Origin of the sequence: Komagataeibacter sp. SM21, assembly GCF_041402665.1 — a bacterium.
In the GTDB taxonomy this organism is placed as follows: domain Bacteria; phylum Pseudomonadota; class Alphaproteobacteria; order Acetobacterales; family Acetobacteraceae; genus Komagataeibacter; species Komagataeibacter saccharivorans.
In genome coordinates this window covers 260,112-284,441 of record NZ_JBGLOV010000003.1, presented here as the reverse complement: position 1 = coordinate 284,441, position 24,330 = coordinate 260,112, and the positions used below count along the sequence as shown (strand labels likewise).

The 24,330-nt window shown below is 66.1% G+C and carries 24 protein-coding genes and 1 riboswitch; of the genes, 18 read left to right on the top strand and 6 right to left on the bottom strand.

From position 1 onward, the window contains the following. The first annotated feature begins 139 nt into the window (after positions 1-139). Entirely contained in the window at positions 140-403 is a 264-nt protein-coding gene (locus ACBR42_RS05270; protein ID WP_102325102.1) for a DksA/TraR family C4-type zinc finger protein, read from the top strand. A 172-nt stretch (positions 404-575) separates the two neighbouring features. Here ACBR42_RS05270 and ACBR42_RS05265 read toward each other — a convergent pair whose 3' ends face one another. Together ACBR42_RS05265 and ACBR42_RS05260 are read right to left on the bottom strand one after the other, a co-directional pair. After that, entirely contained in the window at positions 576-1,667 is a 1,092-nt protein-coding gene (locus tag ACBR42_RS05265) for a branched-chain amino acid aminotransferase (protein ID WP_371207418.1), read from the bottom strand. Positions 1,668-1,810: 143 nt separating this feature from the next. Next, positions 1,811-2,677, bottom strand: coding sequence for a nitroreductase family protein (locus ACBR42_RS05260; RefSeq protein ID WP_371207417.1), 867 nt, complete (start codon positions 2,675-2,677; stop codon positions 1,811-1,813). Between the two features lie 328 nt (positions 2,678-3,005). Between ACBR42_RS05260 and ACBR42_RS05255 the strand changes: the two genes are divergently transcribed. Further along, positions 3,006-3,986, top strand: a complete 981-nt coding sequence (locus tag ACBR42_RS05255; RefSeq protein WP_102325098.1) for an MDR family oxidoreductase — start codon at positions 3,006-3,008, stop codon at positions 3,984-3,986. Positions 3,987-4,078: 92 nt separating this feature from the next. On the opposite strand, the gene ACBR42_RS05250 is transcribed toward ACBR42_RS05255, so the two are convergent. After that, positions 4,079-4,303: a CbtB domain-containing protein gene (locus ACBR42_RS05250; protein ID WP_102325294.1), complete on the bottom strand. Its 225-nt coding sequence runs from the start codon at positions 4,301-4,303 to the stop codon at positions 4,079-4,081. A 169-nt stretch (positions 4,304-4,472) separates the two neighbouring features. Between ACBR42_RS05250 and ACBR42_RS05245 the strand changes: the two genes are divergently transcribed. Then, the gene (locus ACBR42_RS05245) at positions 4,473-5,006 is read left to right on the top strand and encodes a histidine phosphatase family protein (protein WP_371207416.1); all 534 of its coding nucleotides are present in this window, start codon (positions 4,473-4,475) and stop codon (positions 5,004-5,006) included. Positions 5,007-5,061: 55 nt separating this feature from the next. Continuing rightward, positions 5,062-5,295: riboswitch (cobalamin riboswitch) on the top strand. Here ACBR42_RS05245 and ACBR42_RS05240 read toward each other — a convergent pair. Beyond that, positions 5,279-5,458 carry a hypothetical protein gene (locus ACBR42_RS05240; RefSeq protein WP_371207415.1) on the bottom strand — a complete coding sequence of 60 codons (180 nt, stop codon included), beginning with the start codon at positions 5,456-5,458 and terminating at the stop codon, positions 5,279-5,281. Its footprint overlaps the riboswitch before it by 17 nt. Here ACBR42_RS05240 and ACBR42_RS05235 point away from each other — a divergent pair. The 7 genes from ACBR42_RS05235 to cobJ are packed head-to-tail and all read left to right on the top strand — an operon-like array spanning position 5,457 to position 13,672. Further along, the gene (locus ACBR42_RS05235; RefSeq protein WP_371207414.1) at positions 5,457-5,855 is read left to right on the top strand and encodes a DUF1636 family protein; all 399 of its coding nucleotides are present in this window, start codon (positions 5,457-5,459) and stop codon (positions 5,853-5,855) included. The two genes, ACBR42_RS05240 and ACBR42_RS05235, sit on opposite strands and share 2 nt — an antisense overlap. 5 nt (positions 5,856-5,860) lie before the next feature. Next, entirely contained in the window at positions 5,861-6,913 is a 1,053-nt protein-coding gene (cobW, locus tag ACBR42_RS05230) for a cobalamin biosynthesis protein CobW (protein ID WP_102325096.1), read from the top strand. A gap of 31 nt (positions 6,914-6,944) precedes the next feature. Further along, positions 6,945-10,316 (top strand): cobaltochelatase subunit CobN, encoded by a 3,372-nt coding sequence (gene cobN / locus ACBR42_RS05225; protein WP_371207413.1) that lies wholly within the window; start codon positions 6,945-6,947, stop codon positions 10,314-10,316. Continuing rightward, on the top strand, positions 10,313-11,548 hold the full coding sequence (cobG, locus tag ACBR42_RS05220) for a precorrin-3B synthase (RefSeq protein WP_371207412.1): 1,236 nt from the start codon (positions 10,313-10,315) through the stop codon (positions 11,546-11,548). Before cobN ends, cobG begins: the two co-directional genes overlap by 4 nt. Then, on the top strand, positions 11,545-12,186 hold the full coding sequence (locus ACBR42_RS05215; RefSeq protein ID WP_118962600.1) for a precorrin-8X methylmutase: 642 nt from the start codon (positions 11,545-11,547) through the stop codon (positions 12,184-12,186). Before cobG ends, ACBR42_RS05215 begins: the two co-directional genes overlap by 4 nt. Beyond that, on the top strand, positions 12,183-12,908 hold the full coding sequence (locus ACBR42_RS05210) for a precorrin-2 C(20)-methyltransferase (RefSeq protein ID WP_102325092.1): 726 nt from the start codon (positions 12,183-12,185) through the stop codon (positions 12,906-12,908). The genes ACBR42_RS05215 and ACBR42_RS05210 overlap by 4 nt, the downstream gene beginning before the upstream one ends. After that, complete coding sequence (gene cobJ / locus ACBR42_RS05205; protein ID WP_371207411.1) at positions 12,905-13,672, top strand: precorrin-3B C(17)-methyltransferase; 768 nt, start codon at positions 12,905-12,907, stop codon at positions 13,670-13,672. Before ACBR42_RS05210 ends, cobJ begins: the two co-directional genes overlap by 4 nt. Here the strand turns inward: cobJ and ACBR42_RS05200 are convergent. Continuing rightward, positions 13,642-14,412, bottom strand: coding sequence for a cobalt-precorrin-6A reductase (locus tag ACBR42_RS05200; RefSeq protein ID WP_371207410.1), 771 nt, complete (start codon positions 14,410-14,412; stop codon positions 13,642-13,644). The genes cobJ and ACBR42_RS05200 overlap by 31 nt on opposite strands. A 32-nt stretch (positions 14,413-14,444) precedes the next feature. Here ACBR42_RS05200 and cbiE point away from each other — a divergent pair, with 32 nt between their 5' ends. The 3 genes from cbiE to cobM are packed head-to-tail and all read left to right on the top strand — an operon-like array spanning position 14,445 to position 16,815. Beyond that, the gene (cbiE, locus tag ACBR42_RS05195; protein WP_371207409.1) at positions 14,445-15,695 is read left to right on the top strand and encodes a precorrin-6y C5,15-methyltransferase (decarboxylating) subunit CbiE; all 1,251 of its coding nucleotides are present in this window, start codon (positions 14,445-14,447) and stop codon (positions 15,693-15,695) included. After that, positions 15,692-16,066, top strand: coding sequence for a cobalamin biosynthesis protein (locus ACBR42_RS05190; RefSeq protein WP_371207408.1), 375 nt, complete (start codon positions 15,692-15,694; stop codon positions 16,064-16,066). Before cbiE ends, ACBR42_RS05190 begins: the two co-directional genes overlap by 4 nt. Continuing rightward, a complete protein-coding gene (gene cobM, locus ACBR42_RS05185; RefSeq protein WP_110548018.1) occupies positions 16,063-16,815 on the top strand; it encodes a precorrin-4 C(11)-methyltransferase in 753 nt (250 codons plus the stop codon). The genes ACBR42_RS05190 and cobM overlap by 4 nt, the downstream gene beginning before the upstream one ends. A 13-nt stretch (positions 16,816-16,828) precedes the next feature. Here the strand turns inward: cobM and ACBR42_RS05180 are convergent, their stop codons facing one another. After that, positions 16,829-17,920 carry a cobalt-precorrin-5B (C(1))-methyltransferase gene (locus ACBR42_RS05180; protein WP_102325087.1) on the bottom strand — a complete coding sequence of 364 codons (1,092 nt, stop codon included), beginning with the start codon at positions 17,918-17,920 and terminating at the stop codon, positions 16,829-16,831. An 88-nt stretch (positions 17,921-18,008) separates the two neighbouring features. On the opposite strand from ACBR42_RS05180, the gene ACBR42_RS05175 reads away from it, so the two are divergent. The 5 genes from ACBR42_RS05175 (at position 18,009) to ACBR42_RS05155 (ending at position 24,308) form a co-directional block, all read left to right on the top strand. Beyond that, complete coding sequence (locus ACBR42_RS05175; protein WP_371207439.1) at positions 18,009-19,328, top strand: cobyrinate a,c-diamide synthase; 1,320 nt, start codon at positions 18,009-18,011, stop codon at positions 19,326-19,328. Positions 19,329-19,467: 139 nt separating this feature from the next. Then, positions 19,468-19,716: a ferrous iron transport protein A gene (locus tag ACBR42_RS05170; RefSeq protein WP_371207407.1), complete on the top strand. Its 249-nt coding sequence runs from the start codon at positions 19,468-19,470 to the stop codon at positions 19,714-19,716. Further along, positions 19,713-21,548, top strand: coding sequence for a ferrous iron transport protein B (feoB, locus tag ACBR42_RS05165; protein WP_371207406.1), 1,836 nt, complete (start codon positions 19,713-19,715; stop codon positions 21,546-21,548). The genes ACBR42_RS05170 and feoB overlap by 4 nt, the downstream gene beginning before the upstream one ends. After that, positions 21,548-21,811, top strand: a complete 264-nt coding sequence (locus tag ACBR42_RS05160; RefSeq protein WP_371207405.1) for a DUF6587 family protein — start codon at positions 21,548-21,550, stop codon at positions 21,809-21,811. The genes feoB and ACBR42_RS05160 overlap by 1 nt, the downstream gene beginning before the upstream one ends. Positions 21,812-22,088: 277 nt before the next feature. Continuing rightward, positions 22,089-24,308: an EAL domain-containing protein gene (locus ACBR42_RS05155; RefSeq protein WP_371207404.1), complete on the top strand. Its 2,220-nt coding sequence runs from the start codon at positions 22,089-22,091 to the stop codon at positions 24,306-24,308. The last annotated feature ends 22 nt before the right edge of the window (positions 24,309-24,330 follow it).

Sequence of the window (24,330 nt, the reverse complement as noted above, 5' to 3'; positions counted from 1 at the left end):
CACGGGTGCCGGACCACAGACCCGTCGCCCGCCGCCTCATCGGGGCTGGCACCGAATTCCGGTCATATCGATCACGAACCGTTTTGTCTGAACATACGTCACGCGATATACTGCGTGCTTTCGTTTCAGGAGAACACGCATGGCCACCGGTTGGGCTCCCGACGGAGCCGTACAGGATCAGATCGACGATACGATAGCAGACGCCGTCAAACGGGCACGGTCCCATATCCCCACAGGCGAAAGCGAAACCAGTTGCCGTGAATGCGGGGAAGACATCCCCCCCGCCCGGCAGCAGGCGATGCCAGGCGTCAAGCTGTGCATCGACTGCCAGTCTGAACGCGACAGGAAGCCGGTCTTCACCGGCATCAACCGCCGGGGAAGCAAGGACAGCCAGCTTCGCTAGCAGCCCGTGAGACCCGATCCCGTATCACAGGACATGACCACAGACCTGCCTATTGACAAGAACTGCCACCCAATCCGGGATGGCGGGCTGCGGCATCAATCCAAACCAATCCGCTCACCCACCGTCTCAGGCATGATCCGGCCAGACTGACTGGCCGGATCATGCGGGAAAATCAGATAACCTTTTCCACCCAGCCATGCGGATCTGCCGCCGTGCCGCGCTGGATGCCGATCAGGGCATTGCGCAGCTTTTCCGTAACCGGGCCAATCCCCGCGCCATCGCCAATCACCGCGTCACCGTTACGGCCACAGAAACGGCCAATGGGCGAAACAACCGCCGCCGTGCCGCAGGCAAAGACTTCCTTCAGACGGCCAGAGGCGGCATCAGCGTAAAGCTGGTCGATGCCATAGCGTTCTTCACGCACCGTCAGGCCCATCTCCCGCGCCAGGGTCAGCAGCGAGTCGCGCGTGATGCCCCGCAGGATCGTGCCGGTCAGGGCTGGCGTGGAGACCGAACCGTCATCGAACACGAAAAACACGTTCATGCCGCCCATTTCCTCGATCCAGCGGCGTTCGACCGCATCAAGGAACAGCACCTGCGCGCAGCCGTGCGTCTTGGCTTCCTGCTGGGCCATGAGGCTTGCGGCATAATTGCCGCCGCATTTGGCCTCACCCGTACCACCGGGGGCCGCGCGGCAGAAATCGGATACCCACACGCTGACCGCCTCGGCCCCGAAATAGGCGCCGACAGGGGAAGCAATGACCATGAACAGGTATTCACCCGCGGGCCGCACGCCAAGGAACGTCTCGCTCGCGATCATGAAGGGACGGATATACAGGCTCTCGTCCGGATTGCCCGGCACCCATGCGTGGTCCACGCGCACAAGCTGGCGCACGGCTTCGACAAACAGTTCCTCGGGCACCTGCGCCATGGCCATGCGCTCGGCTGATTTGCGGAAACGCGCGGCATTGGCATAGGGCCGGAACAGGGTGATCCCGCCTTCCGCCGTGCGGTAGGCTTTCATCCCTTCGAAAATTTCCTGTGCGTAGTGCAGCACGGCTGCCGCCGGGTCCAGTGTCAGAGATGCGTAGGGCTGTACGCGCGCGTCATGCCATCCCTGGCCTTCCTCATAGCGGATAACGACCATGTTATCGGTAAAGACACGCCCGAAACCGGGATTGGCCAGAATCTCCGCCCGGCGCTGCGCCGAAACCGGCGACGCATTGGGAGAAAGCGTGAAGGGAAGGGAAGTGGCGCTGTCCATAGCCGTTGTTTCTCTTTCATCATGACGCTGGCGCGATACGCAAGGCGCGCGCTCATGCCCGCCGTCAGGCGCGGGCATCGCTAGCAGAAGTTCACCAGAACATTCCGCCGGTCAACCCCGCCCTGCGCGTAAACACCCTGCTTTCACGCCTGACCCAGCACAAAACCAAGCCCGCGCAGTGCTTCAGGCAGGCGTTCACGCCCATGCAGCGCACTGACATCCCCCAGACGCGCCAGCACGCTTTCGCTCCAGCTACGCCCCGGCGATCCCTGAGCGGTACGGGCCGCACGCAGCCGTTCATCATAGGCCGCGATGACAGCCGGGTCGTTCGCGGCAGCACTGTCATACCGTTCGGCATGCAGCACGGCATGCTGCGGCAGGCGGGGCTTGATGGCGATGGGACGCTGGCGGTCGGGGTAGCCGACACTCATGCCGAACAGCGCAACCGTACGCGCGGGCAGGCCAAGTTCGGCGGCAATCGCTTCGGGCCGGTTACGCACCGCGCCGACATACACGATTCCCAGCCCGTAGGATTCAAACGCGGCAGCGGCATTCTGCGCGGCGAAAGCCGTATCCATGACGGCGGCCAGAAAGGTATCGAGGCAGTCCACCCCCGGCAGGTCACGGCCATGCGCCTGCCCCACATGGTCCAGCCGCGACAGGTCGGCAACCCATGCAAGGAACAGCGGCGCCTGCGCGATGAAATCCTGATCCCCCGCTATCTTCGCAAGCCGCGCGCGCCGGTCGGCGTCGCGCACGGCAATGACGCTCCATCCCTGCAGGTTGGATGACGTGGAGGCCGACTGCGCCGCGGCCACGGCGGCCTCCAGCACCCCATCAGGCAGGGCGCTGGCACTGAATCCCCGCACGGAGCGGTGCGTCATGAGACCGCGCGCCACCGGGCTTTCGGGCAATGCGGGGGCTGCGGGCGGCTGGGTGCCGTACCGCGCCCGCCACAGCGCGGTCATGGAAGAAAGGGCCGGAAAGGACGAAACAAGACTGTCGGACATGAAATGCCTCCTGCCTGTGCAATGGTGGCTGGATAATAAGCACACCACACTGCCTGTCTGGCGGGAAGCGTGGGAAAATCACACCTGCCCTGCACATTTTCGCATCATGGCGCAGGACGGCCATGCGCCACCATCCGGTCATGGACCGACCGGATGGTCTTTAAAAAGATCCTTTGAAAATCTTGTATTTTTCAGGATGCACTTTTCTTCACGTTGCTGCGATGTCACAGGGCTGTAAATAGGAAACCATACCTGAATCCTGCATGAAAGTTACAGTCACGCCGCTCCGGCCACGCGTTTCCCCTGCCCATAAAGGAAGTCCGCCAGCATGTTCGAGGCCCTGATGATCTCCCGCACCGACGATGCGGTCACGACCCGCGTGGAACAGGTCGATCCCGCATCCCTGCCCGAAGGCGATGTAACGGTCGCGGTGGATCATTCCAGCCTCAATTACAAGGACGCACTGGCCATTACCCGTGGCGCGCCGGTGGTGCGGCGGTTTCCGATGGTACCGGGCATCGACCTTGCCGGTCGCGTCATCGAATCGGAAGACCCACTCTATCGCGCAGGCGACCGGGTGCTCGCCACCGGCTGGGGACTGGGGGAGACGCACTGGGGCGGCCTGTCACGCATGGCCCGCCTGTCGGGACGGTGGCTGCTGCCACAGCCTGCGGGCCTGTCCTCGCGGCAGGTGATGGGAATCGGCACGGCGGGCTTTACCGCCATGCTGTGCATCATGAGCCTTGAAGAAGGGGGACTGACCCCCGCCAGCGGACCGGTCATCATAACCGGGTCGGGCGGTGGCGTGGGTGGCATGGCCATCATGCTTCTGGCGCAACTGGGCTATCAGGTCACAGCCGTAACCGGCCGCCCGCAGCTTCATGCCTATCTGACCCGTCTGGGCGCGAGCGAAATCGTGCCGCGTGAGGCGCTGGCCCCCACGGGCAGGCCACTGGAAAAAATCCGGTGGGCCGGGGGTATCGATGTGGTGGGCGGGGACACACTGGCCACGATGTGCGCATCCATCCAGTACGGTGGCACGGTGGCGGCCTGCGGACTGGCGGAAAGCATGGCCCTGCCCCTGACGGTCGCGCCCTTCATCCTGCGCAACGTGCGCCTGCAGGGCGTGGACAGCGTCATGTGTCCCCGCCCGCGCCGGATGGCGGCATGGGCGCGTCTGGCGCGCGACATCGACCATACGCTTCTGGAAAGCATGCTGCACGATGCACCGCTGGCCGATGCCATCACCATCGCGCCGCGCATTCTGGCGGGTCACGTCCGGGGCCGGACGGTCATCAGCATGGCCTGAACGCAAAAACGGCATTCCCGATGGAAATGCCGTTCAGCACATACCCGGTCACGGGACCGGAACAGGCGGGACGAACCCGCGCCCCTACTGGATCAGTGGCAGGGGAAGCCCAGCAGATGGCGTCCGTCATGCACGAATTCATGCACGTAGTGACCGGAAATGAGCGCGGTCGCCCCCTGCTCCGCCCCGACGAAATACAGCAGCAATGATGCCAGTACCAGCCCGAACACACCCCACGGCAGCAGGTCGCGGACCGGGATGGAAACCTGCGGCGCGGCAACGCTACCGGTGGACAGGACAGTTGTACCTTGGCTCATACTGGGAAACTCCATGGATCACGCACGACCCGGAGCAGTATGCATGAAACACGGCCTGATCTGCCGCCCGTTCCATAACCGGATCTGGCCGCATGTTTCCAAAATTGGCATGGAAGGTCAATCATCCATTGCTTGACCCACCCTTTCTCCATGCGCGGGACAGTGACCCATGAACCAGATCCTGACCTGCATTGCCCTGCCCCCGGCGGACAGCCTGCGCCGGGGCATGATCCCCCGCATAGACGATGCCATCGCCCTGCCCCCGCATTTTCCAGGCAGCCTGTCCGATGATGCCGACCTGACCCTGATCCCGCCGTCAGTGGAACCGCCGCCAGATTGTGCCTGCCACCATGTGCCCGCGCTGCGCATGGTGGAAATGGGCGCATGGCAGGGCGCTGCACTGAAGGATCTGCCCCCTGCCGGTCTGGCCCGCTGGACTGCGGATGCCACGTTCGCCCCACCCGGCGGGGAAAGCCGCGCGGACCTCCTGCACCGCATCACCCCCTGGCTGACGGCCCTGCCCACAACACCGCCGCGCATCCGGGTGATGGCCGATGCCACGGTCATAAAGGCCATCGTCATCGCAGCCCTTGGCGGGGATGCGGGCATGCTGTCGCGGCTGGATATCGCACCATGCAGCCACACGGTGCTGACGCGGCATACGGCATGGCGCGTGCGCATGACCGGCGCGCCGCTGTCATGAAGGCGGGACATATCCAGCATTGCCGTGGTTTCTTTGACAGCGCGGTCCGCAATCGTCTAAATCCGGTCCTGATGGTTCCCCATTGGGGAGAATAGGGAAGACGGTGCGCCCATGGGCAAGGCCGTCGCTGCCCCCGCAACTGTAGGTGGCTGTTTCCGGCCCGCGTGACCTGTCAGGGAACGCGGCATTGTCACTGGTCCCTTACCAGCGGGACCGGGAAGGCAGCCGGAAGGGAGGGATCACCCCTCCGCCACAAGTCAGGAGACCTGCCATCATATGCCGCGCCGCAGCCATGCGACCCGGATGAGATCGATTTCAATCGCATGGCCGGCGGGGTGCCCGGCACGCGATGGGCCACCGTCCCCGCCCCGCGCGGGTGCGGGGTCGTAACCGTGCACCCCGCCTTCAGGCTGCGCCGCGCAGCCATGCCGCGAAAGGGCACGGACCGACATGACCGCACAGCTGCAGCCGGAATCCGGAAATACGCCCCCCGTGCATCTGCATGTATGCGTGACCTGCCGCCGGGGCCTGCCCGCATCCGACAATCCGCAGGGACGCCAGCTTCATGACGCCATGGTGTCGCTGGCGGCGGACACGCCCGGCCTTGTCATTCATGAGGTCTCCTGCCTTGCCGCATGTGACAGCGGCTGTGCCGCCGTGGTGGCCACGCCGGGCAAATGGGGCTGGCTCCTCGCCCGGCTCGGCCCGGAGAAGGCACAGGACCTGATGACCTATCTTACGGCCTACGCCGCATCGCGCAGCGGCACCGTCATGCCATCGCGCAGGCCCGCCAGCCTGTCGGACATGGTGCGTGGCCGTTTTCCCGCATCCCTTTTTTCTGGAGCCTGATCGCCATGACCCCCACCACCACGGCACGTGCCAGGGTACCCGTTACCGTCATCACCGGCTTTCTGGGCGCGGGCAAGACCACGCTGCTGCGCCATGTGCTGGCCAATGCAAAGGGCAGGCGCATTGCCATCGTGGTCAATGAATTCGGCACGCTGGGCATTGATGGCGACACGCTGCGCGCCTGCGGCGTGGAAGGATGCCGTGACGAGGATATTGTCGAACTGACCAATGGATGCCTGTGCTGCACGGTTGCGGATGATTTCCTGCCGACCATGGAAGCCCTGCTCGACCGCGCAAGCCCGCCGGACCATATCGTGATCGAGACCTCCGGTCTGGCGCTGCCCAAGCCGCTGCTCAAGGCCTTTGGCTGGCCCACCATCCGCACCCGCATGACGGTGGACGGCGTGGTTACGGTGGTGGACGGTCCCGCCGTCGCCGCTGGCCGCTTCGCCGACGACCCGGAGGAAGTCGCCCGCCAGCAGGCTGCCGACCCGTCGCTCGATCATGACAACCCGCTGGCCGAAGTCTACGAAGACCAGCTCCTGTCGGCCGATCTGGTGGTGCTGAACAAGTCTGACCTGATGACGGCGCAGCAGGCCGATGCGGTGGAAGCCGCAATCCGCGCCGAAATCCCCCGCGCGGTCAAGGTGGTGCGCGCAACAGACGGGCAGGTTGACCCGGCGGTGCTGCTTGGTCTGGACGCGGCGGCGGAAGACGACCTTGCAGCGCGCCCGTCCCACCACGATGCGGAAGGCGGCGAGCACGAGCATGATGATTTTGAAAGCTTCGTGCTGGCCATTCCCGAACAGGGCAGCGTGGACGGTTTCATCGACCGGCTGAAAACACTGGCCGAACAGCACGACATCCTGCGCATGAAAGGCTATGCCTGCGTGCAGGGCAAACCCATGCGCCTTGCGGTGCAGGGCGTCGGCAGCCGCTTCCGCCACCAGTTCGACCGCCCCCTTGCCAGTGATGCGCCGCGCACGGGCGATCTGGTGGTGATCGGGCAGAAGGGCATGGATCAGTCCGCCATCGCGCACGCGCTGGCGCAGGTCTAGGGGACAACGGCAGCACGACGGGACAGGCACCATGCATCTGCTGGCACGCGAGGTCCGCACGCTCGACGATGGCGATCAGGCGGAAGATCTGGGGCATGCCCCGGCGGATATCGTGTTCCTGTCCTTTTCGGACAGTGACCTGCTGTGCCTGAACGCCGCCCATGCGGCGGCGGGCGCTCCGGCTGCCAGCCTGCGCACCGTCACCCTGTCGCGGCTGCTGCACCCGATGTCGATCGATCTGTATGTAGCCGATACCATCATGGATTCGCGCTGCGTGGTGGTGCGGCTGCTGGGGGGTCTGGATTACTGGCGTTACGGGGCGGAAGAACTGGCGCGCGCATGCGGTCAGGCGGATATCCCGCTAGCCTTCCTGTCCGGGGATGGGCGCGATGATCCGCGTCTGGCGCGGCTTTCCACCGTCGGGGACGCCACGCGCGCGCGGCTTGATGCCCTCATGCGCACGGGCGGCAGCGCCAACATGGCAACCGCCCTGCGGGTCATGGCGCATCTGGCCGGATGCGGGCCAGATGTGGATACGCCCACCATTCCCCTGCCCCCGGCGGAACTGCTGCACGCAGCCGACCCTGCCCTGCCGCTACGTGCAATGGTGGTGTTCTACCGCACGCATCTGCTGGCGGCGGATATCGCCCCCATCATGGAACTGGCCTCCGCTCTGGCCGGACACGGCATCGGGGCTGACCTGCTTTATGTCACCTCCCTGAAAGATGCCGCGTCGGCGCGGGTGGTGACAGACCGGATTGCCGCAGCCCCGCCCGACATCATCGTCAACGCCACCTTCTTTTCCACGCGGGGCAGCGATGATGGCCACAGTCCGCTGGATATGGCGGGCGTGCCGGTTCTGCAGGTGCAGCAGCCGGGTATACCCTACGCCACATGGCGCGACAGCGTGCGCGGCCTGTCACAGGCGGACCTTGCCATGCAGGTGGTGCTGCCGGAACTCGACGGGCGGATTCCCGCCTGTCCCATTTCCTTCAAGGAAGAAGCCGCGCCCGGGCTGCCCGCGCGTCATGTGCCCTACCCCGATGGCATCGCGCTGACATGCGCCCGCGCCGCCGGGTGGGCGCGGCTGGGACACACGCGGCCCGACGCGCGGCACGTGGGCATCATCCTGTCCGACTATCCCGGCGCGCAGGGCGCGCCCACGGGACAGGCTGCCCACGCCGTGGGACTGGACAGTTTCGCAAGCCTCGAACACATCATGTACCTGCTGCACGCCGCCGGATACGATACGGGTGCGGCCCCGCTGCCTACCGCACGGCAGCTTACGGATGCACTGGCCCATGCATCCGTGCGGCCCTTTGTCTCCGTCGCCACCTACCAACGCTGGTTTGACGGCCTGCCTGCGGAATCACGCGCAGCGCTCACGACCTGCTGGGGCACGCCGGAAGAAGACCCGGCCTGCCGGGACGGGATGTTTCACCTGCGCCACATGCGGGCGGGAAACATCCTGATGGCGCTGCAGCCCGACCGGGGCGCACCGGGCGACCGGCACGGGGGCTATCATGATCCCGATACTCCGCCCCGGCATGCCTATGTCGCCTTCTATCTGTGGCTGCGCCATGAAGCAGGGCTGGACGCCATGGTGCATCTGGGCACGCATGGCACGCTGGAATGGCTGCCGGGCAAGGCTGCTGCGCCCAGCGCCACCTGCTGGCCGTCATTACTGGTGGGCGGGCTGCCGGTGATCTATCCCTTCATTGTCAATAACCCCGGCGAGGCCGCCGCCGCCCGGCGCAGGCTGGGGGCCGTCACCATCGGCCACATGACGCCCCCCATCGTGCCGGTCGGCACCAGCGGGACCGATACGGGCGAACTGGAACGCCTGATCGATGAATATGCGGCGGCTGACGGTCTGGACCGCAGGCGCGGGGCCATACTGCGCGGGGAAATCCTGCAACGCGCGGACAGTCTGGGCCTGCTGGGAGAAAGCGGCGCGGCCCGTGACGGGGATGAGGATGAAGCCCTCGCCCGGCTGGATGCCTATCTGTGCGATGTGAAGGACCTGCAGATCCGCGACGGGCTGCATGTCTTTGGCCACCCGCCGCCACGGGCGGATGAACTAGCGCGGGCCATCGCGCATTCATGCAACATGACCGATGACGAGGAAATCGCCACCCGTCTGCACGCATGCGGACAGGCGGAAAGCAATGCGCTGCTGGCCGCGCTGGATGGCCGGTTCGTTCCCGCAGGCCCGGCTGGCGCGCCCACGCGCGGGCGTGCCGATGTGCTGCCCACGGGACGCAACCTGTATGCCATGGACCCGCGCGCCATCCCCACCCGTTCGGCGCTGGTGCTGGCCGAACGCACCGCCGCCATACTGCTTGAAGGGCATCTTCAGGATCAGGGCGAACCGCTGCGCAGCCTTGTGATCGACCTGTGGGGTTCGGCCAGCCTGCGCACGGGGGGCGAGGATCTGGCCCTTGCGCTGCTGCTTATGGGGGTCAGGCCGGTATGGGATGACGCATCGGGCCGTATCAGCGGGATCGAGATCGTCCCCATGGCCGAACTGGGCCGTCCGCGCGTGGATGTCACGCTACGGCTGTCGGGCCTGTTCCGCGATGCCTTTCCGGGTCAGATCGCCCTGTTTGAACAGGCGGTACAGGCCATTGCGGGGCGCGATTTCGAAGCCCCGGACCTTAACCCGCTGGCCGCCAGTGTCACCGGACTGGACGGCCCGGCCCGCCACGCCGCCACCGCGCGCATGTTCGGCGCCGCGCCCGGTTCCTATGGCAGCGGGGTGGAAGACCTGCTGGCCGGGGGGGCATGGACCGGACGCGATGAACTGGGGCAGGCATGGCTGGCGGGTTCGGCATGGACCTATGGCGGCCAGCGTGAAGGCGGGCAGGACCCGGCCGCACTGGCGCAGCGCATGGCGCAGGCGGCGGTCATGCTGCATGTACAGGACAACGCGGAAACCGATATTCTGGAAAGCGTGGACATCGCCACACATGAAGGCGGCATGGCGGCCGCGGCAGGCATGCTGGGCAATGCGCCGCGCCTGCTGCATGGCGATACGTCCCGCCCGGATACGCCCCGCCTGCGCGCCACGGCGCAGGAAGTGGCCCGCGTGACGCGCGGTCGTCTGGTCAACCCGGCCTGGCTTGCGGGCATGCGCCGCCATGGCTACCGGGGCGCAGCCGAAATCGCGCGCGGCATGGAAGCCCTGCATGGCTTTGCCGCGACTTTGCCCACACGCTTCGACCGGCAGTTCGACCTGACTTTCGGCGCGCTGCTGGACGATCCGGAAATGGAGGCTTTCCTGCGCGAAGCCAATCCCGATGCCCATGCCGCCATCCGTCGGCTGCTGGCCGATGCGATGCGGCGCGACCTGTGGCGACCGCGCAGCAACAGCGCCGGGCTGCTGCTGGATGATGCTTCATGACCATCGCCCCCAGCGTGCGCGGCTGGTGCCCCGGCCTGCATACCCCCATGGAAGCCGCCGATGGCTGGCTGGTACGCGTGCGCCCGCCCCTTGGCCGCCTGTCCGCGCTTCAGGCACGCCAGATCGCGCAGGCGGCGCGGCGGCATGGCAATGGCCTGATCGAACTGACCAGCCGGGGCAACCTGCAACTGCGCGGCCTGACACCCGACAGCACGCGTGCTTTCGCCCGTGACATGCACGCCGCCGGTCTGGCCAGCGCGGATGCGGCGACGGAGGCCCGGCGCGGGCTGCTGCTCTCCCCACTGGCGGGGCTGGACCCGCACGCAGCGGCTGACGCGCCTGCCGTCATACGTGCGCTTGATGCCGCGCTGGCCACCGCCGATACCCTGTGCGGACTGCCTGCCAAATTCCTGATCGCCGTTGACTGCGGCGGCCATATCCCGGCGGGCACATTGCGCGCCGATATCGTTGTCCGCGTCTGCCCCACCGGCTGGCTGGTCATATGCGGCGCGCGGGGCCTGCCCTGTACCGGCGCACGGGTTCCCGCCACGGTTCTTGCACTGGCCCATGCGCTGGCTGCCACCGGCGCACGTAGCCGTCCCCTGCGTGATGCGGGACTGGGACGCGCGGCCTTTGCGCAGTCTGGCCTGCTGGCCGATACGGTGGAAATCCCAGCCGCAACCGGGGCGACACCGCAACTGGCCGGGCCGCTGCCCGGCAATGCCATGGGCGCGGTCCTGCCCTCCGGCCCGATTGACGCCGACATACTGGAAGCCGTGGCGGACTGGTCCGAAACCGCAGGCAACGGCCATATGCGCATTGCCCCGTGGCGCGCGATCATACTGGAAGACTGTGCTGCGCCACCGCCAGTGCCCGGCCTGATCGCCACACCCGATGATCCGCGCCTGCGCATATCGGCCTGTATCGGCATGCGCGGCTGTGGCTGTGCGCCGCGCGACGTCATTGCGGATGCGGCCTGTCTGGCCCCCGACCTGCCACCGGGCGTGAGCCTGCACGTATCGGGCTGCACCAAGGGATGCGCCCATCCGGCCCCCGCCGACATCACGCTGGTCGCCGGACAGGATGGCTATGCCCTGTGTCCGCATGGCCGGGCGGACGATACGCCTGTAGACATCGGGCTTTCGCTGGCACAGATACATCCCATCGTGCGGGGCTGGTCCCCGCGACAGGGCGATGCCTCGCCACAGAACGGGAGAACTGGACCGGCATGACCGCGCAAACGGAACCGTACGACTACATCCATGACGGGGCGGCGATCTATGCCCGTTCCTTTGCCATCATCCGGTCCGAAGCGGACCTCAGCGGCCTGAATGAGGCGGAAGCCCGCGTGGTCGTACGCATCATCCACGCCTGCGGCATGGTGGACGTGGCGCAGGCCGTCCGCATGTCACCCGATTTCGTCAGCAGCGCACGCGCCGCCCTGCTGGCGGGCAGGCCGGTCCTGTGTGATGCGAACATGGTCGCCCATGGCGTGACCCGCGCGCGCCTGCCCGCCGATAACCCGGTCATCTGCACGCTGCGCGATCCGCGCACACCCGAACTGGCCCGGGCGATCGGCAATACCCGTTCCGCCGCCGCGATGGACCTGTGGGGCGATGATCTGGCGGGGGCAGTCGTCGCCATCGGCAATGCACCGACAGCACTGTTCCACCTGCTGGAAATGATCCGGGCGGGCGCGCCACGGCCCGCGGCGGTGATCGGCATGCCGGTCGGCTTCGTCGGGGCCGCCGAATCGAAAGAGGCGCTGGCCGAATTCGGCGACCTGCCCTTCATCATCGTGCGTGGTCGTCTGGGCGGCAGCGCCATGGCGGCGGCGACCGTCAACGCACTGGCGAGCGAGGCGGAATGACCACTGGCCACCTGTCCATTCTGGGCATGGGACCGGGTGATCCCGAACTCATGACCCTGAAGGCCGCGCGCCTGCTGCGCGAAAGCCCGGTCGTCGCATGGTTCTGCCGCCATGACCGCCCCGGCCATGCCCGTGAGATCGCGGGGGATCTGGTCTCCCCCACCGCCACGACGCTGCGCTTCGCCTATCCCTTCACCACGGAAATCCCGGTCAGCGATCCCGCCTATCTGGTGCGCATGGCACGATTCTACGATGACTGCGCCGGGCGGATCGCAACCTGCCTGCGTGACGGGCAGGATGTCGCCCTGCTGTGCGAGGGCGATCCGTTCCTGTTCGGATCGGCCATGTATGTATTCGACCGCCTGCATGACCGTTTCCCCTGCACCATCGTGCCGGGCATCACCGCCATGGCCGGATGCTGGTCGGTGGCGCAGGCCCCGATGGTACATGGCGATGACGTGCTGTGCGTCATTCCCGGCACGCTGGATGCCGTATCCCTGACCACGCGGCTGGAACAGGCCGATGCCGCCGTCATCATGAAGCTGGGCCGCAATCTTGAAAAGATCCGCACCGCCCTGCGCCAGACCGGGCGGGAGGAACGGGCGATCTACGTGGAACGCGCCACCCAGCCGCAGCAACGCTGCATGAAGCTGACCGAAATGCAGGGGCCTGCCCCCTATTTCTCCATTATCCTCGTTCCCGGTCGGGAGGACGCACGATGACGGAAAACCGGGGTCGCATCCTTGTCATCGGGCTGGGACCCGGGGCACTGGCACAGCGCACGCCGCAGGCCGATGCGGCGCTGGCGCAGGCAACCGACCTGATCGGTTACGCACCCTACGTCGCCCGCGTTCAGGCCGGGCCGGAAGTGATACGGCACGCAAGCGACAACCGCGTGGAACTGGATCGTGCCCGCCATGCCGTGGAACTGGCGCTGACGGGACGGGTCGTGGCGGTCGTATCGGGTGGCGATGCGGGCGTATTCGGCATGGCCAGCGCCGTGTTCGAGGCCATCGACCACGGCCCCGCCGCATGGCGCGGGGTTGAGGTAACCGTCATTCCCGGCATTTCCGCCGTACTGGCGGCGGCGGCACGGCTGGGTGCGCCGCTGGGGGGGGATTTCTGCGTCATTTCCCTGTCCGACAACCTCAAGCCGCGTGAGATCGTCCATCGCAGGCTGGCGGCGGCGGCACAGGCGGGACTGGTCATCGCGCTCTATAATCCCCGCTCCCGCGCGCGGCCCGACCAGCTCGGCGAAGCACTGGACCTGCTGCGCACCATCCTGCCCCCCACCGTGCCGGTCGCCTTCGCCCGTGCCATCGGCAGGCCCGATGAACGCGTTATCCTGACCGACATCGCCAGTGCCGACCCCGAACAGGTGGACATGAGCACGCTGGTGCTGATCGGCTGCCCGCTGACCCATGTCATCGACCGGGCGGATGGGGGCCAGTGGCTTTACACGTCGCGCAGGGTGGACGCGCCGTGATCATGCAGGGCGTCCAGCCATGCCATGGCGGCCGTGGCGTCGGGCACGACCGGGGCCGGGGCAAGAACGGGCCGGGCGACCATGATTACCGCCACCCCCAGCCTGCGCGCGGCGACAAGTTTGCCCGCCGTGGCCATGCCACCGGAATTCTTGGTGACGATCACGTCAATCCGTTCGGTGCGCAGCAGGGTTTCCTCCGCCGCCTCATCAAAGGGACCACGCGCCTGCAGCACCCGCGCGCCCGGCGGCAGCAGGGCGGAATCGGGCCGGTCCACGCTACGCAGCAGCCAGTCATGCCGGTCCATCGTGGCAAAGGGCAGCAGATCCTTGCGCCCGACCGTCAGCAGCACGCGCCGGGGCACCGTGCCCAGCGCACAGGCTGCGGCCTGCATGTCGGGCACGAGGGTCCAGTCATCGCCCGCACCGGGTGTCCAGCCGGGCCGCTCCACCCGCAGCAGCGGCACGCCCGCCTGCGTACAGGCCTGTACCGCATTGCCACTGATCTGCGCGGCAAAGGGATGGGTGGCGTCAATGACCGCCTCGATACCATGGGTTTCCAGCCATGCCCGCAGTCCCGCCACACCGCCGAACCCGCCGATGCGTACATCCAGCGCGGGCAGCACCGGCGCGCGCGTCGCCCCGGCAAGGGAAACGGTAGCCTGAAAGCACCCGGTCCGTGCTTCCAGCAGGCCGTAAAGCGCACGTGCCTCCGTAGTGCCGCCCAGAACCAGAACCCGCATCCCTATCCTCCTGCATGCGCGATGGGTGCCGCATGAACACGCCATGGCTGCACGTTATCGGCATTGGGGAAGACGGTGTCGAGGGGCTGTCCGCCGCCAGCCGTGCGCTGATCGCCGGTGCGGAACTGGTGGCGGGCGGCGCGCGTCATCTGGAACTGGCCGAATCCCTTATTACGGGACGCATGCTGCCGTGGCCGCATCCCTTTGCCGCGGGTGTAGCGGAACTGCTGACATGGCGCGGCAGGACGGTCTGTGTGCTGGCATCGGGCGATCCGTTCTTGTTCGGCGTCGGGGCCACGCTGCGCCGCCATGTCCCGATGGGGGAAATGGTCTGCCTGCCTGCCCCGTCCTCGGTCGCGCTGGCGTGCAACCTGCTGGGCTGGGCGGAACAGGACGTGGCCGTGCTGTCGCTATGCGGTCGCCCGATGGAAGCCTGCGCGCCCTCCCTCCAGCCCGGCGCGCGGCTGGTTGTCCTGTCCGCCGATGAACATACGCCCGCTGCCTTCGCACGGTGGCTGGACCAGCGCGGTTTTGGGGCTTCCACGCTTCATATCCTTGGCGCGCTGGGCGGGGCGGAGCAGACGCATGAGGTCCTGACGGTTGCCGCGCTGGCAGGCGACAGGGCAGCATCCATCCCCCGGCTGAACCTTATGGCGCTGGAAATCGTGGCGGAGCGGGACGCGCATGTCATTCCGCTGGCCTGCGGGCTGCCGGATGAACTGTTCGAGCATGACGGGCAGATCACGAAGCGTGAAATCCGTGCCGCCACCCTGTCCGCCCTTGCACCCCGGCGGGGGGAAATGCTGTGGGATATTGGCGGTGGATCGGGTTCGATCGGCATCGAATGGATGCTGCGCCACCCCGCCAACCGGGCCATCGCCATTGAAAAATCGGCCACGCGCGGCGCGCGCATCGCACGCAACGCGCTCAGCCTGGGCGTGCCCGCCCTGCGCGTCGTTGCAGGCGAGGCCCCGGCTGTCCTCGCACAGATGCTGGCCGACGGTGTGGACGCGCCTGACGCCATTTTCATCGGTGGCGGCACCAGCAATCCGGGCATGCTGGAGGCGGCGTGGCAGGCGCTGCGCCCCGGTGGCAGGCTGGTCGCCAATGCCGTAACGCTGGAAAGCGAGACGGCACTGGCCGCCGCCCATGCACGTTGGGGCGGCACGCTGACGCGCATGCAGGTCGAACGGCTGGAGCAGATCGGACGTTTCCACGGTTTCCGGCCCGGCATGACCGTCACGCTATATGCCGCGCAGCGTCCTGATGGCGCGCGCGCATGATCGTGGCCGGACTGGGCCTGCGCAGCGGGTGTGACATGCAGGCGATCCTTGACCTGCTCCATGCGGCGCAGGAGTGCTGCGGCAGGCAGGCGGACCTTGTGGCCGTGCCAGCCTTCCGGTACGACGAGCCCGGCCTGCGGGCCGCCGTCGCCCATCTGGGCCTGATGCTGCGCGGGGTGACACGGACGCAGTTGCTGGCCGCGCAGCCCCGCTGCATCAGCCATTCCGCCCGGGCGCTGGCGGCTACTGGCGTAGCTTCCGTTGCGGAAGGGTGCGCCCTTGCGGTGGCGGGACCGCGATCGAGACTTGTCGTGCCGCGCCTGACCGGCACCCACGCAACATGTGCCATGGCACAGGGAGAGGATGCATGACCGTACACTTCATCGGCGCCGGGCCGGGCGCTGCCGACCTGCTGACCCTGCGCGGGCGCGACCTTCTGGCGAAATGCCCGGTCTGCCTGTACGCGGGTTCGATCGTACCCGTGGAAATGCTGGAACACTGCCCGGACGATGCGCGGCTGGTGGATACCGCCCCGCTGACGCTGGACCTGATCGAGCAGGAATATATCCGCGCCCATGCGGCGGGACAGGACGTGGCGCGCCTGCATTCGGGCGACCTGTCGGTCTATAGCGCCGTGGCCGAACAGATCCGCAGGCTGGACCGCAATAACATCCCGTGGACCATGACGCCGGGCGTACCGGCGTTTGCCGCCGCCGCCTCCGTGCTGGGACGTGAACTGACCGTGCCGGAAGTCGCGCAGAGCGTGGTGCTGACGCGTGTCAGCGGCCGGGCCTCCGCCATGCCGGAACGTGAAAAACTGGCCGCCTTTGGCGCAACGGGAGCAACGCTTGCGATCCATCTGGCCATCCATGTGCTGGACCAGATCGTAGCCGACCTGATCCCGTTTTATGGCGCGGACTGTCCCGTCGCCATCGTGGCGCGGGCGACATGGCCGGACCAGTTGGTGTTACGCGGCACATTGGGCGACATAAGCGAACAGCTCGCCGAAAATCCCATCGAGCGCACGGCGCTGGTTCTGGTCGGACGCGCGCTGGGCACGCATGATTTCCGCGAAAGCGCGCTCTACAACCCCGACTATCACCGCCGCTTCCGTTCCTGAGCCAGCAGGCCGGTTACCGCGTAACGGGATGCGGGCCATGGCGGGCCACCATCTGGCCCGCGCGATCGAACAACAGCACATCCAGCATGCAGTCCGCGCCCGCCAGCACATCGCATGCAGTCTGCCACGCAGCCCGCGCCACGGCCGGGCCAAGGGGCACCCCCGCTTCGATCGCAAGGGCAAAGGCCGCCGCGACGGAATGGGAGCGCGCAATGTCCGCCACTACACCTGCCGTCGCACCCTGCGCGCGGGCAAGATCCGCCACACGTCCCATATCGGCCTGTCCCCGGCGGGAATGCAGGTCCAGAAAACCCTGCGCCAGCTTGGTCATCTTGGCCACGCCCCCCGCCACCGTAATGTGGTCCACGGGGTGGCGGCGCAGGTATTTGAGCAGCCCCCCGGCAAAATCACCCATTTCCAGCATGGCTTCGGGCGGCAGGCCATACAGCGCCTGTGTCGCCCGTTCCGACACATCGCCCGTGCAGCCCGCCACATGCCGCAGCCCGAGCGCGCGCGCCACGTCCACGCCACGATGGATGCTGTCAATCCACGCGGCGCAGGAAAATGGCACCACGATGCCCGTCGTGCCCAGGACCGACAGTCCCCCCACAATGCCCAGACGGCCATTAAGCGTATGCCGCGCCATATCCTGCCCGCCGGGGATGGAGACGGTGACCTCCACATCCGGCTCATACCCGCTCACGGCACTCAATGCCGTGCGGATCATGTGGCGCGGGACGGGATTGATGGCAGGCTCCCCCGGCGGTAGCGGCAGGCCCGGCAGGGTGACGGTGCCCACCCCCTCGCCCGCGCGAAATACCACCCCGCTGCCCGGTGGCGCATGACGGACGGTAGCGCGCACATGTGCGCCATGGGTCACGTCCGGATCGTCGCCCGCGTCCTTGACCACCTCCGCCCATGCGCTATCCCCCTCATATCCATGGGCGGCAAGGGCAAAGGCGACATGCTGGCCGCCCGGAAGCGTTATGGTTACGGGGTCTGGAAAACCGGGCCCGCACAGGCCGCCCCACGCGGCACGGGCGGCAGCGGTGGCGCAACTGCCTGTAGTCCAGCCCCGACGCAGGCTGGTATGGGAACGCTCCATCGGGATGACCTTCTTTTCCGATACGGATAACCAGGATGGCAGGCAACGGCATGGGTTCCGTCGCCACGGTCTAGCAGGAACGGACATGATGACACGAGGCCTGATGATAGCCGCCCCACGTTCGGGCGGTGGCAAGACGACCCTGACGCTGGCCCTGCTTGCCGCCCTGCGGGACCGCGGCGTGGCCGTGCGCGGGGCAAAGACGGGACCGGACTATATCGACCCTGCGTTCCATGAGGCCCTGACAGGTCATGCCAGCCTCAATCTCGATAGCTGGGCCATGCCGCCTGCCCTGCTGGACAATGTGATGGCGCGCAGCCTGTCCGGCTGCGACATGCTGGTAACGGAAGCCTCCATGGGGCTGTTTGACGGGCTGCTGGGGCCGGATGGCGCGCGGGGAGCGCCCGCGGACATCGCCGCACGCTACGGCCTGCCGGTGGTGCTGGTGCTGGACATTTCCGGTCAGGGCCAGTCGGCGGCGGCGGCGGCGCTGGGTTTTGCAACGCTGGACCCGGCGGTGCGGGTGGCGGGCGTCATCCTGAACCGTGTTGGTTCCCCCCGTCATGCCGCGATGGCGACACAGGCCATTACCGCAACCGGCATCCCCGTTCTGGGCGCGTTCGGGCGGGATGCGCAGTTACAGATGCCCGAACGGCATCTGGGACTGGTACAGGCGCGCGAACATGACGGGCTGCATCAACTGGCCGCACGTCTGGCCGCGCAGGCCCGGCGCGATCTGGACCTTGACGCCATCATCGCATGCGCAGCACCCCCGCGCATCGCCCCGATGGGAGACGCCACCGTCGCGCTATCCCCGCCGGGCCAGCGGATTGCGGTGGCGGATGATGCCGCCTTTTCCTTCCTGTATGGCCATATCGCCGTAGGCTGGCGCGCGGCGGGGGCGGAACTGCATTCCTTTTCCCCCCTGAATGACGAAGGTCCGGCGGATGACTGCGATGCCTGCTGGCTGCCCGGTGGCTATCCCGAACTGCATGCGGGCCAACTGGCGGCAGCGGAAAACTTCCGGGGTGCGCTGTCCCGTTTCGCCGCCAGCCGGCCCGTGCATGGGGAATGCGGGGGCTTCATGGTGCTGGGCCAGAGTCTGACCGATAAAACCGGCCAGACCCATCGCATGACCGGCCTGCTGGGTCATGCCACATCCTTCGCCACCCGTCGCATGAACCTTGGCTACCGTGCCGCCACCCTGCGCCATGACTGCGCCATAGGCCGGGCGGGAGATACGCTGCGCGGGCACGAATTCCACTATGCCACGGTGACTGACCCCGGCCATGACGAGGCACTGGCCGACATGCGCGATGGCTATGGTGTGGAACGCGGCGCGGGTGGTGGACGACGTGGTTATGTATCGGGCACGTTCTTTCACGTGCTGGCGGCGTGTCCATCATGAACATGGCGGCGCATGCAGGGTAAACATACCCGTAATGGTGGCAGCACAGGGATCGGGACAAAGATGATGGACACCATTACGGTTCATATTTAATAATAATTATTATTACTTACTTATATTGTCCGGATTAAACCCGCCAATGCGACTGAGCGACCTGCCACGTGGCACCGATGCCATAATCGACCACGTGGACGATCATGCCGAAACCGACCCCGTCGCGCGGCGCCTGCGGGAACTGGGATTCGTGCCGGGTGAACCGGTGCGTGTGGTCGCAACCGCCCCGCTGGGGGGCGATCCGCTGGCGGTGCGCATCGGGTTTACCCGCTTCGCCCTGCGTCGCACGGAAGCGGACCGCGTGATTATCCACCCGGTGAAAGAACTGGCATGACCACCCTGAACATCGCGCTGGTCGGCAATCCGAACTGTGGCAAGACCGCCCTGTTCAACCTGCTGACCGGCAGCCGGCAGAAAGTGGCGAACTATGCCGGCGCGACGGTCGAACGCAAGGAAGGCTGGTTTACCACACCCGGGGGCCGCCGTATCCGGCTGCTGGACCTGCCTGGCGCGTACAGCCTGAACGCCACCAGCCCCGATGAAGCGGTAACGCGCGATGTCTGTGCTGGGACCTATCGCGGGGAAGCGGCACCTGACCTGCTGGTCTGCGTGGCGGACGCCACCAACCTGCGGCTGCACCTGCGTTTCGTGCTGGAAATGCGGGCCATGGGCCGTCCCCTTGTGCTGGCGCTGAACATGATCGACGCCGCCAGACTCAACGGCATGGAAATCGACCTGCCGCGCCTGCAGGCGGAACTGGGCATGGTGGTGATCCCCACGATCGGCGTCCGGCGCGACGGCGCGCGCGAACTGCTGGCGGAACTGGACGGGACGCCACCCCCCGTACCCGCCCCACTGCCCGAAGGCACGGACCTGCACGCGCTGGTGCGCCAGATCCTGTCGGACTGCGTGACGCAGTCTTCCCCCCTGTCCGACCGGATCGAGGAACGGCTTGACCGCTGGGTGCTGCATCCGGTGTGGGGGCCGGTCATCCTGATCGTGCTGCTGTTCTTCATGTTTCAGGCGGTATTTGCCTGGGCACAGCCCCTTATGGATGCAATCGATGCGGGCATGGGGATGCTGGGGCAGAAGATCGGCACGCTCATGCCCGATGGCGTCCTGCGCAGCCTGATCGTGGATGGCGTGATCGCGGGCGCGGGCAGCGTGGTGACGTTCCTGCCACAGATCCTGATCCTGTTCGCATGGATACTGGTGCTGGAGGAATCGGGGTACCTGCCCCGCGCGGCCTTCCTGCTCGACCGGCTCATGTCCTTTGCCGGGCTGAGCGGGCGATCCTTCATTCCGCTGCTGTCCAGCTTCGCCTGCGCGGTGCCGGGCATCATGTCCACGCGCACGATCCAGAACCCGCGCGACCGGCTGGTCACGATCCTGATCGCCCCGCTCATGACGTGTTCGGCGCGCCTGCCGGTCTATACGCTGCTGATCGGGGCCTTCATACCGCATCGTAACATCGCCCATTTCCTGAACCTTCAGGGGCTGGTCCTGTTCGGCCTGTACGCAGTGGCCATTGCTTCCGCCCTGGTGGTCGCGCGCGTACTGCGCTGGCGCAATGCCGACCGGCAGGAAGCCACGCTGCTTATGGAACTGCCCGCCTACCGGGTACCCAACCCCCGCGATCTGGCGCTGGGGCTGTGGGAACGGGCGCGCATATTCCTTTTGCGCGTGGGCACGACCATTGTCTCGCTTACCGTCATGCTGTGGGGGCTTTCCAGCTTTCCCGCCCCACCCGCAGGCGCGCAGGGTCCGGCAATCGACTGGAGCTTCGCGGGCAGGATCGGCCATCTTATGCTGCCGGTTTTCGCCCCGCTGGGTTTCAACTGGCAGATCTGCGTCGCGCTGATCCCCGGTCTCGCCGCGCGTGAGGTGGCGGTAGGCGCGCTGGCCACCGTCTATTCCCTTGGCTCGGGCACCGATACGGATCAGGCGGCACTTCAGCTTGGCCAGATGCTGCCCACGCACTGGGGCGTGCCAACCGCCCTGTCCCTGCTGGCATGGTATGTCTACGCACCGCAATGTGTCGCGACACTGGCCGTCATCCGGCGCGAAACCGCATCGTGGCGGGTGGTCGCCATCGCCGCGGGTTACCTGTTCGCCCTTGCCTACGCCGCATCGTTCCTGACGTATCACATCGCCCGGATGTTCTGATGGGGCCCCACCACATCATCCAGACAGTGCTGGCCTGCGCGATGGTGCTGGCCTGCGGGCTGTACTGGGCCGGGCGACTGTTTCCTGCCGCCAGCCGCAGGGGATGGAGCAGCATGACAGCCATCCTGCGCGGGGTGCATGCACCGGTGGCCATGATCCATTATGCCGACCGCCGCAGCCAGCCCCGCAACCGGACAGGATGTGGCGGCTGTTCGGGTTGTGCGGACAGAAACTGCACGCCCGGCGCCGGACCTGACAGGTAATCCGGTTCACTGCTGATCCAACTGACAGCTACAGTGCCATTGCGAGCAGGATATGGCGATAAATTATACAAGTATAGAATAAGTATTATCTAAACTGGTATGTGATGTCTGTGCCATCCACATGTGATACCCATGCACCATTGCCGCCAATCCTGTATACTGGCCATATTGAGAATATGGGACGGGACCATACCCGTCCTGACCATTTGAGACTGCGCGACCCCGTGCGTTGGCGCGTGATGGCGGATCGCCCTTACCCCTTGTGCGAGGTAGATCAATGCCAAAGCCTAAACTGAGTGCCGAAGTCCTGATTTTGGCACTGGAGCAGGCCGCTGATGCAACCATTATCATTGATGACGCAGGCCGGGTGATCCTGTTCAACAGGGCTGCGGAAAAACTGTGGGGCCTCGACAGGCAGGACGTGCTGGGCCAGTCGATGGACACGCTGCTGCCGCAACCGCATCGCAGCCGCTATGAAGCTTTCATCAATCGCAGCAGTGACAGCACGGTAGCCGAGGGCGACGCCACACATGAAGTGGCCTTTACCCGCAGCGACGGGATGAACATCTGCGGTGAACTTTCCCTGTCGCGCGTCAATGCGGATACGGGGCGCTGTTTTTACACGGGGGTGATGAAGAATGTCACCAGCGCGTGCCAGCAGCACAAGATCCTGATTTTACAGAATGACGTGTTACGCGCCCTGGCCAGCAACACGCTCATGCAGGATGTGGCCGACCTCATGTGCCGCCGGGTGGAAAGTTTTGTGCCCGACGCGGTGGCGGCCTTCCTGCTGATCGAGCCGGACGGGTCATTGCTCGTGCTGGCCAGCCCCACCCTGCCCAACCGTTACCGGAGCGCACTGGAAAGCCTGCCGGTTTCCGGCCCGGAAATGGAAAAGCTGCGCGCGGACGCCCGCCATGCCACGCATATGGTATGGGACAGCTACCGCTCCCTTGGCATTTCACTGGGGCTTCAGCAGTGTTTCAGCATGCCCGTGCATTGTGGCGAAGGGCAGGTAAAAGGCATTTTTGCCCTTTATACCCGCGTGGAACAGGGCGCCAATACATGGGCGCAGCGCGTGGTCGATGCCTGCGTGCCGTTCTGCGCGCTGGCCTTTGAAAAGAACGCGGCGCAGGAACATATTTCCCACCTCGCCAATTTTGACCCGCTGACCGGCCTGCTCAACCGCACCGCCGTACACCGTGAAATCGAGAAACTGATCGCCAGGCAGGAAGGCAACCGGCAGCTTGCGGTCTTCATGCTTGATATCGACCGCTTCCGCGACATCAACGATGCGCTGGGCCATATCTACGCCGACCAGTTCCTGGTGGAAATCGCCCAGCGCCTGCGCTCGATCGTAAAAGACGGCGACATCATCAGCCGTTCGAACGGCAACGAATTCGTGGTGATCGCACCCGACTGCACGAACGAGGACGCCACCGATTTCGCCCGTCTGCTGCTGGACACCATCGCGCGGCCGATGCGGGTTGGCCAGAATACCCTGACCATTTCATGCAGTATCGGCATCAGCATCTTCCCCACCAACGGGCCGGACAGTGAATCGCTGCTCAGCACCGCCAATGCCGCCATGCGGCGGGCCCGCACGGACCGGCGCGGGGCATTCCGCTTCGCCAGCCCGGCAAAAAGCCAGCTTGCGCAGGACCGGCTTGTCCTTGGTTCGGCGCTACGGGACTCGCTGGCCGAAGGCATGCTGAAGCTGCATTACCAGCCACAGGTCCGCATCCATACGCTGGAACTGACGGGGGTGGAGGCACTGGCGCGATGGCATCATCCGCGCCTTGGCAACATCTTTCCCTCCCGCTTCATCGCGGTGGCGGAGGAAACCGGCCAGATCGAGGCCATCGGCCAGTGGGCGCTGCTTGAAGCATGCCGCCAGATCGTGAAATGGGACCGCGACGGCATCCATGTGCCCACGGTGGCCGTGAACCTGTCCGCCGTGCATTTCCGCAACCAGACGCTGCCCGCCTATATCGACGCGCTGCTGAAGGACCACGGCCTCAGCCCCCCGCGGCTGACGGTGGAAATTACCGAAAGTGTGACGATGGACAGCAGCCACGAGACCGAAAGCGTGCTGCATGCCGTGCGCGCGCTGGGCTGCGGGCTGTCGATGGATGATTTCGGCACGGGATATTCGTCGCTGTCGCGCCTGACACGGCTGCCGCTTACCGAAATCAAGATGGACCGCAGCTTCATCCATAATTTTGAACATGATACCAACGTGCAGGCCGTGACCATGGCGGTCATCGGCATCGGGCGGCGGCTGGGCATGACCGTGGTTGGCGAAGGGGTCGAGACGGCGGAACAGCGCGCGCTGCTGGAAGAACTGGACTGTGACGTGATGCAGGGTTACCTGTTTGCACGTCCGCAGGCCCCGGGGGAACTGGCGCAGTGGGTACGCCAGCACAGGACAGTGGGGGATGCGGTAACAACATTGCAGACCGCCAGAGATGTTCCACCAAGCGGGAAGCCGTCCTAAATCAATTTACGCCACACCCCCG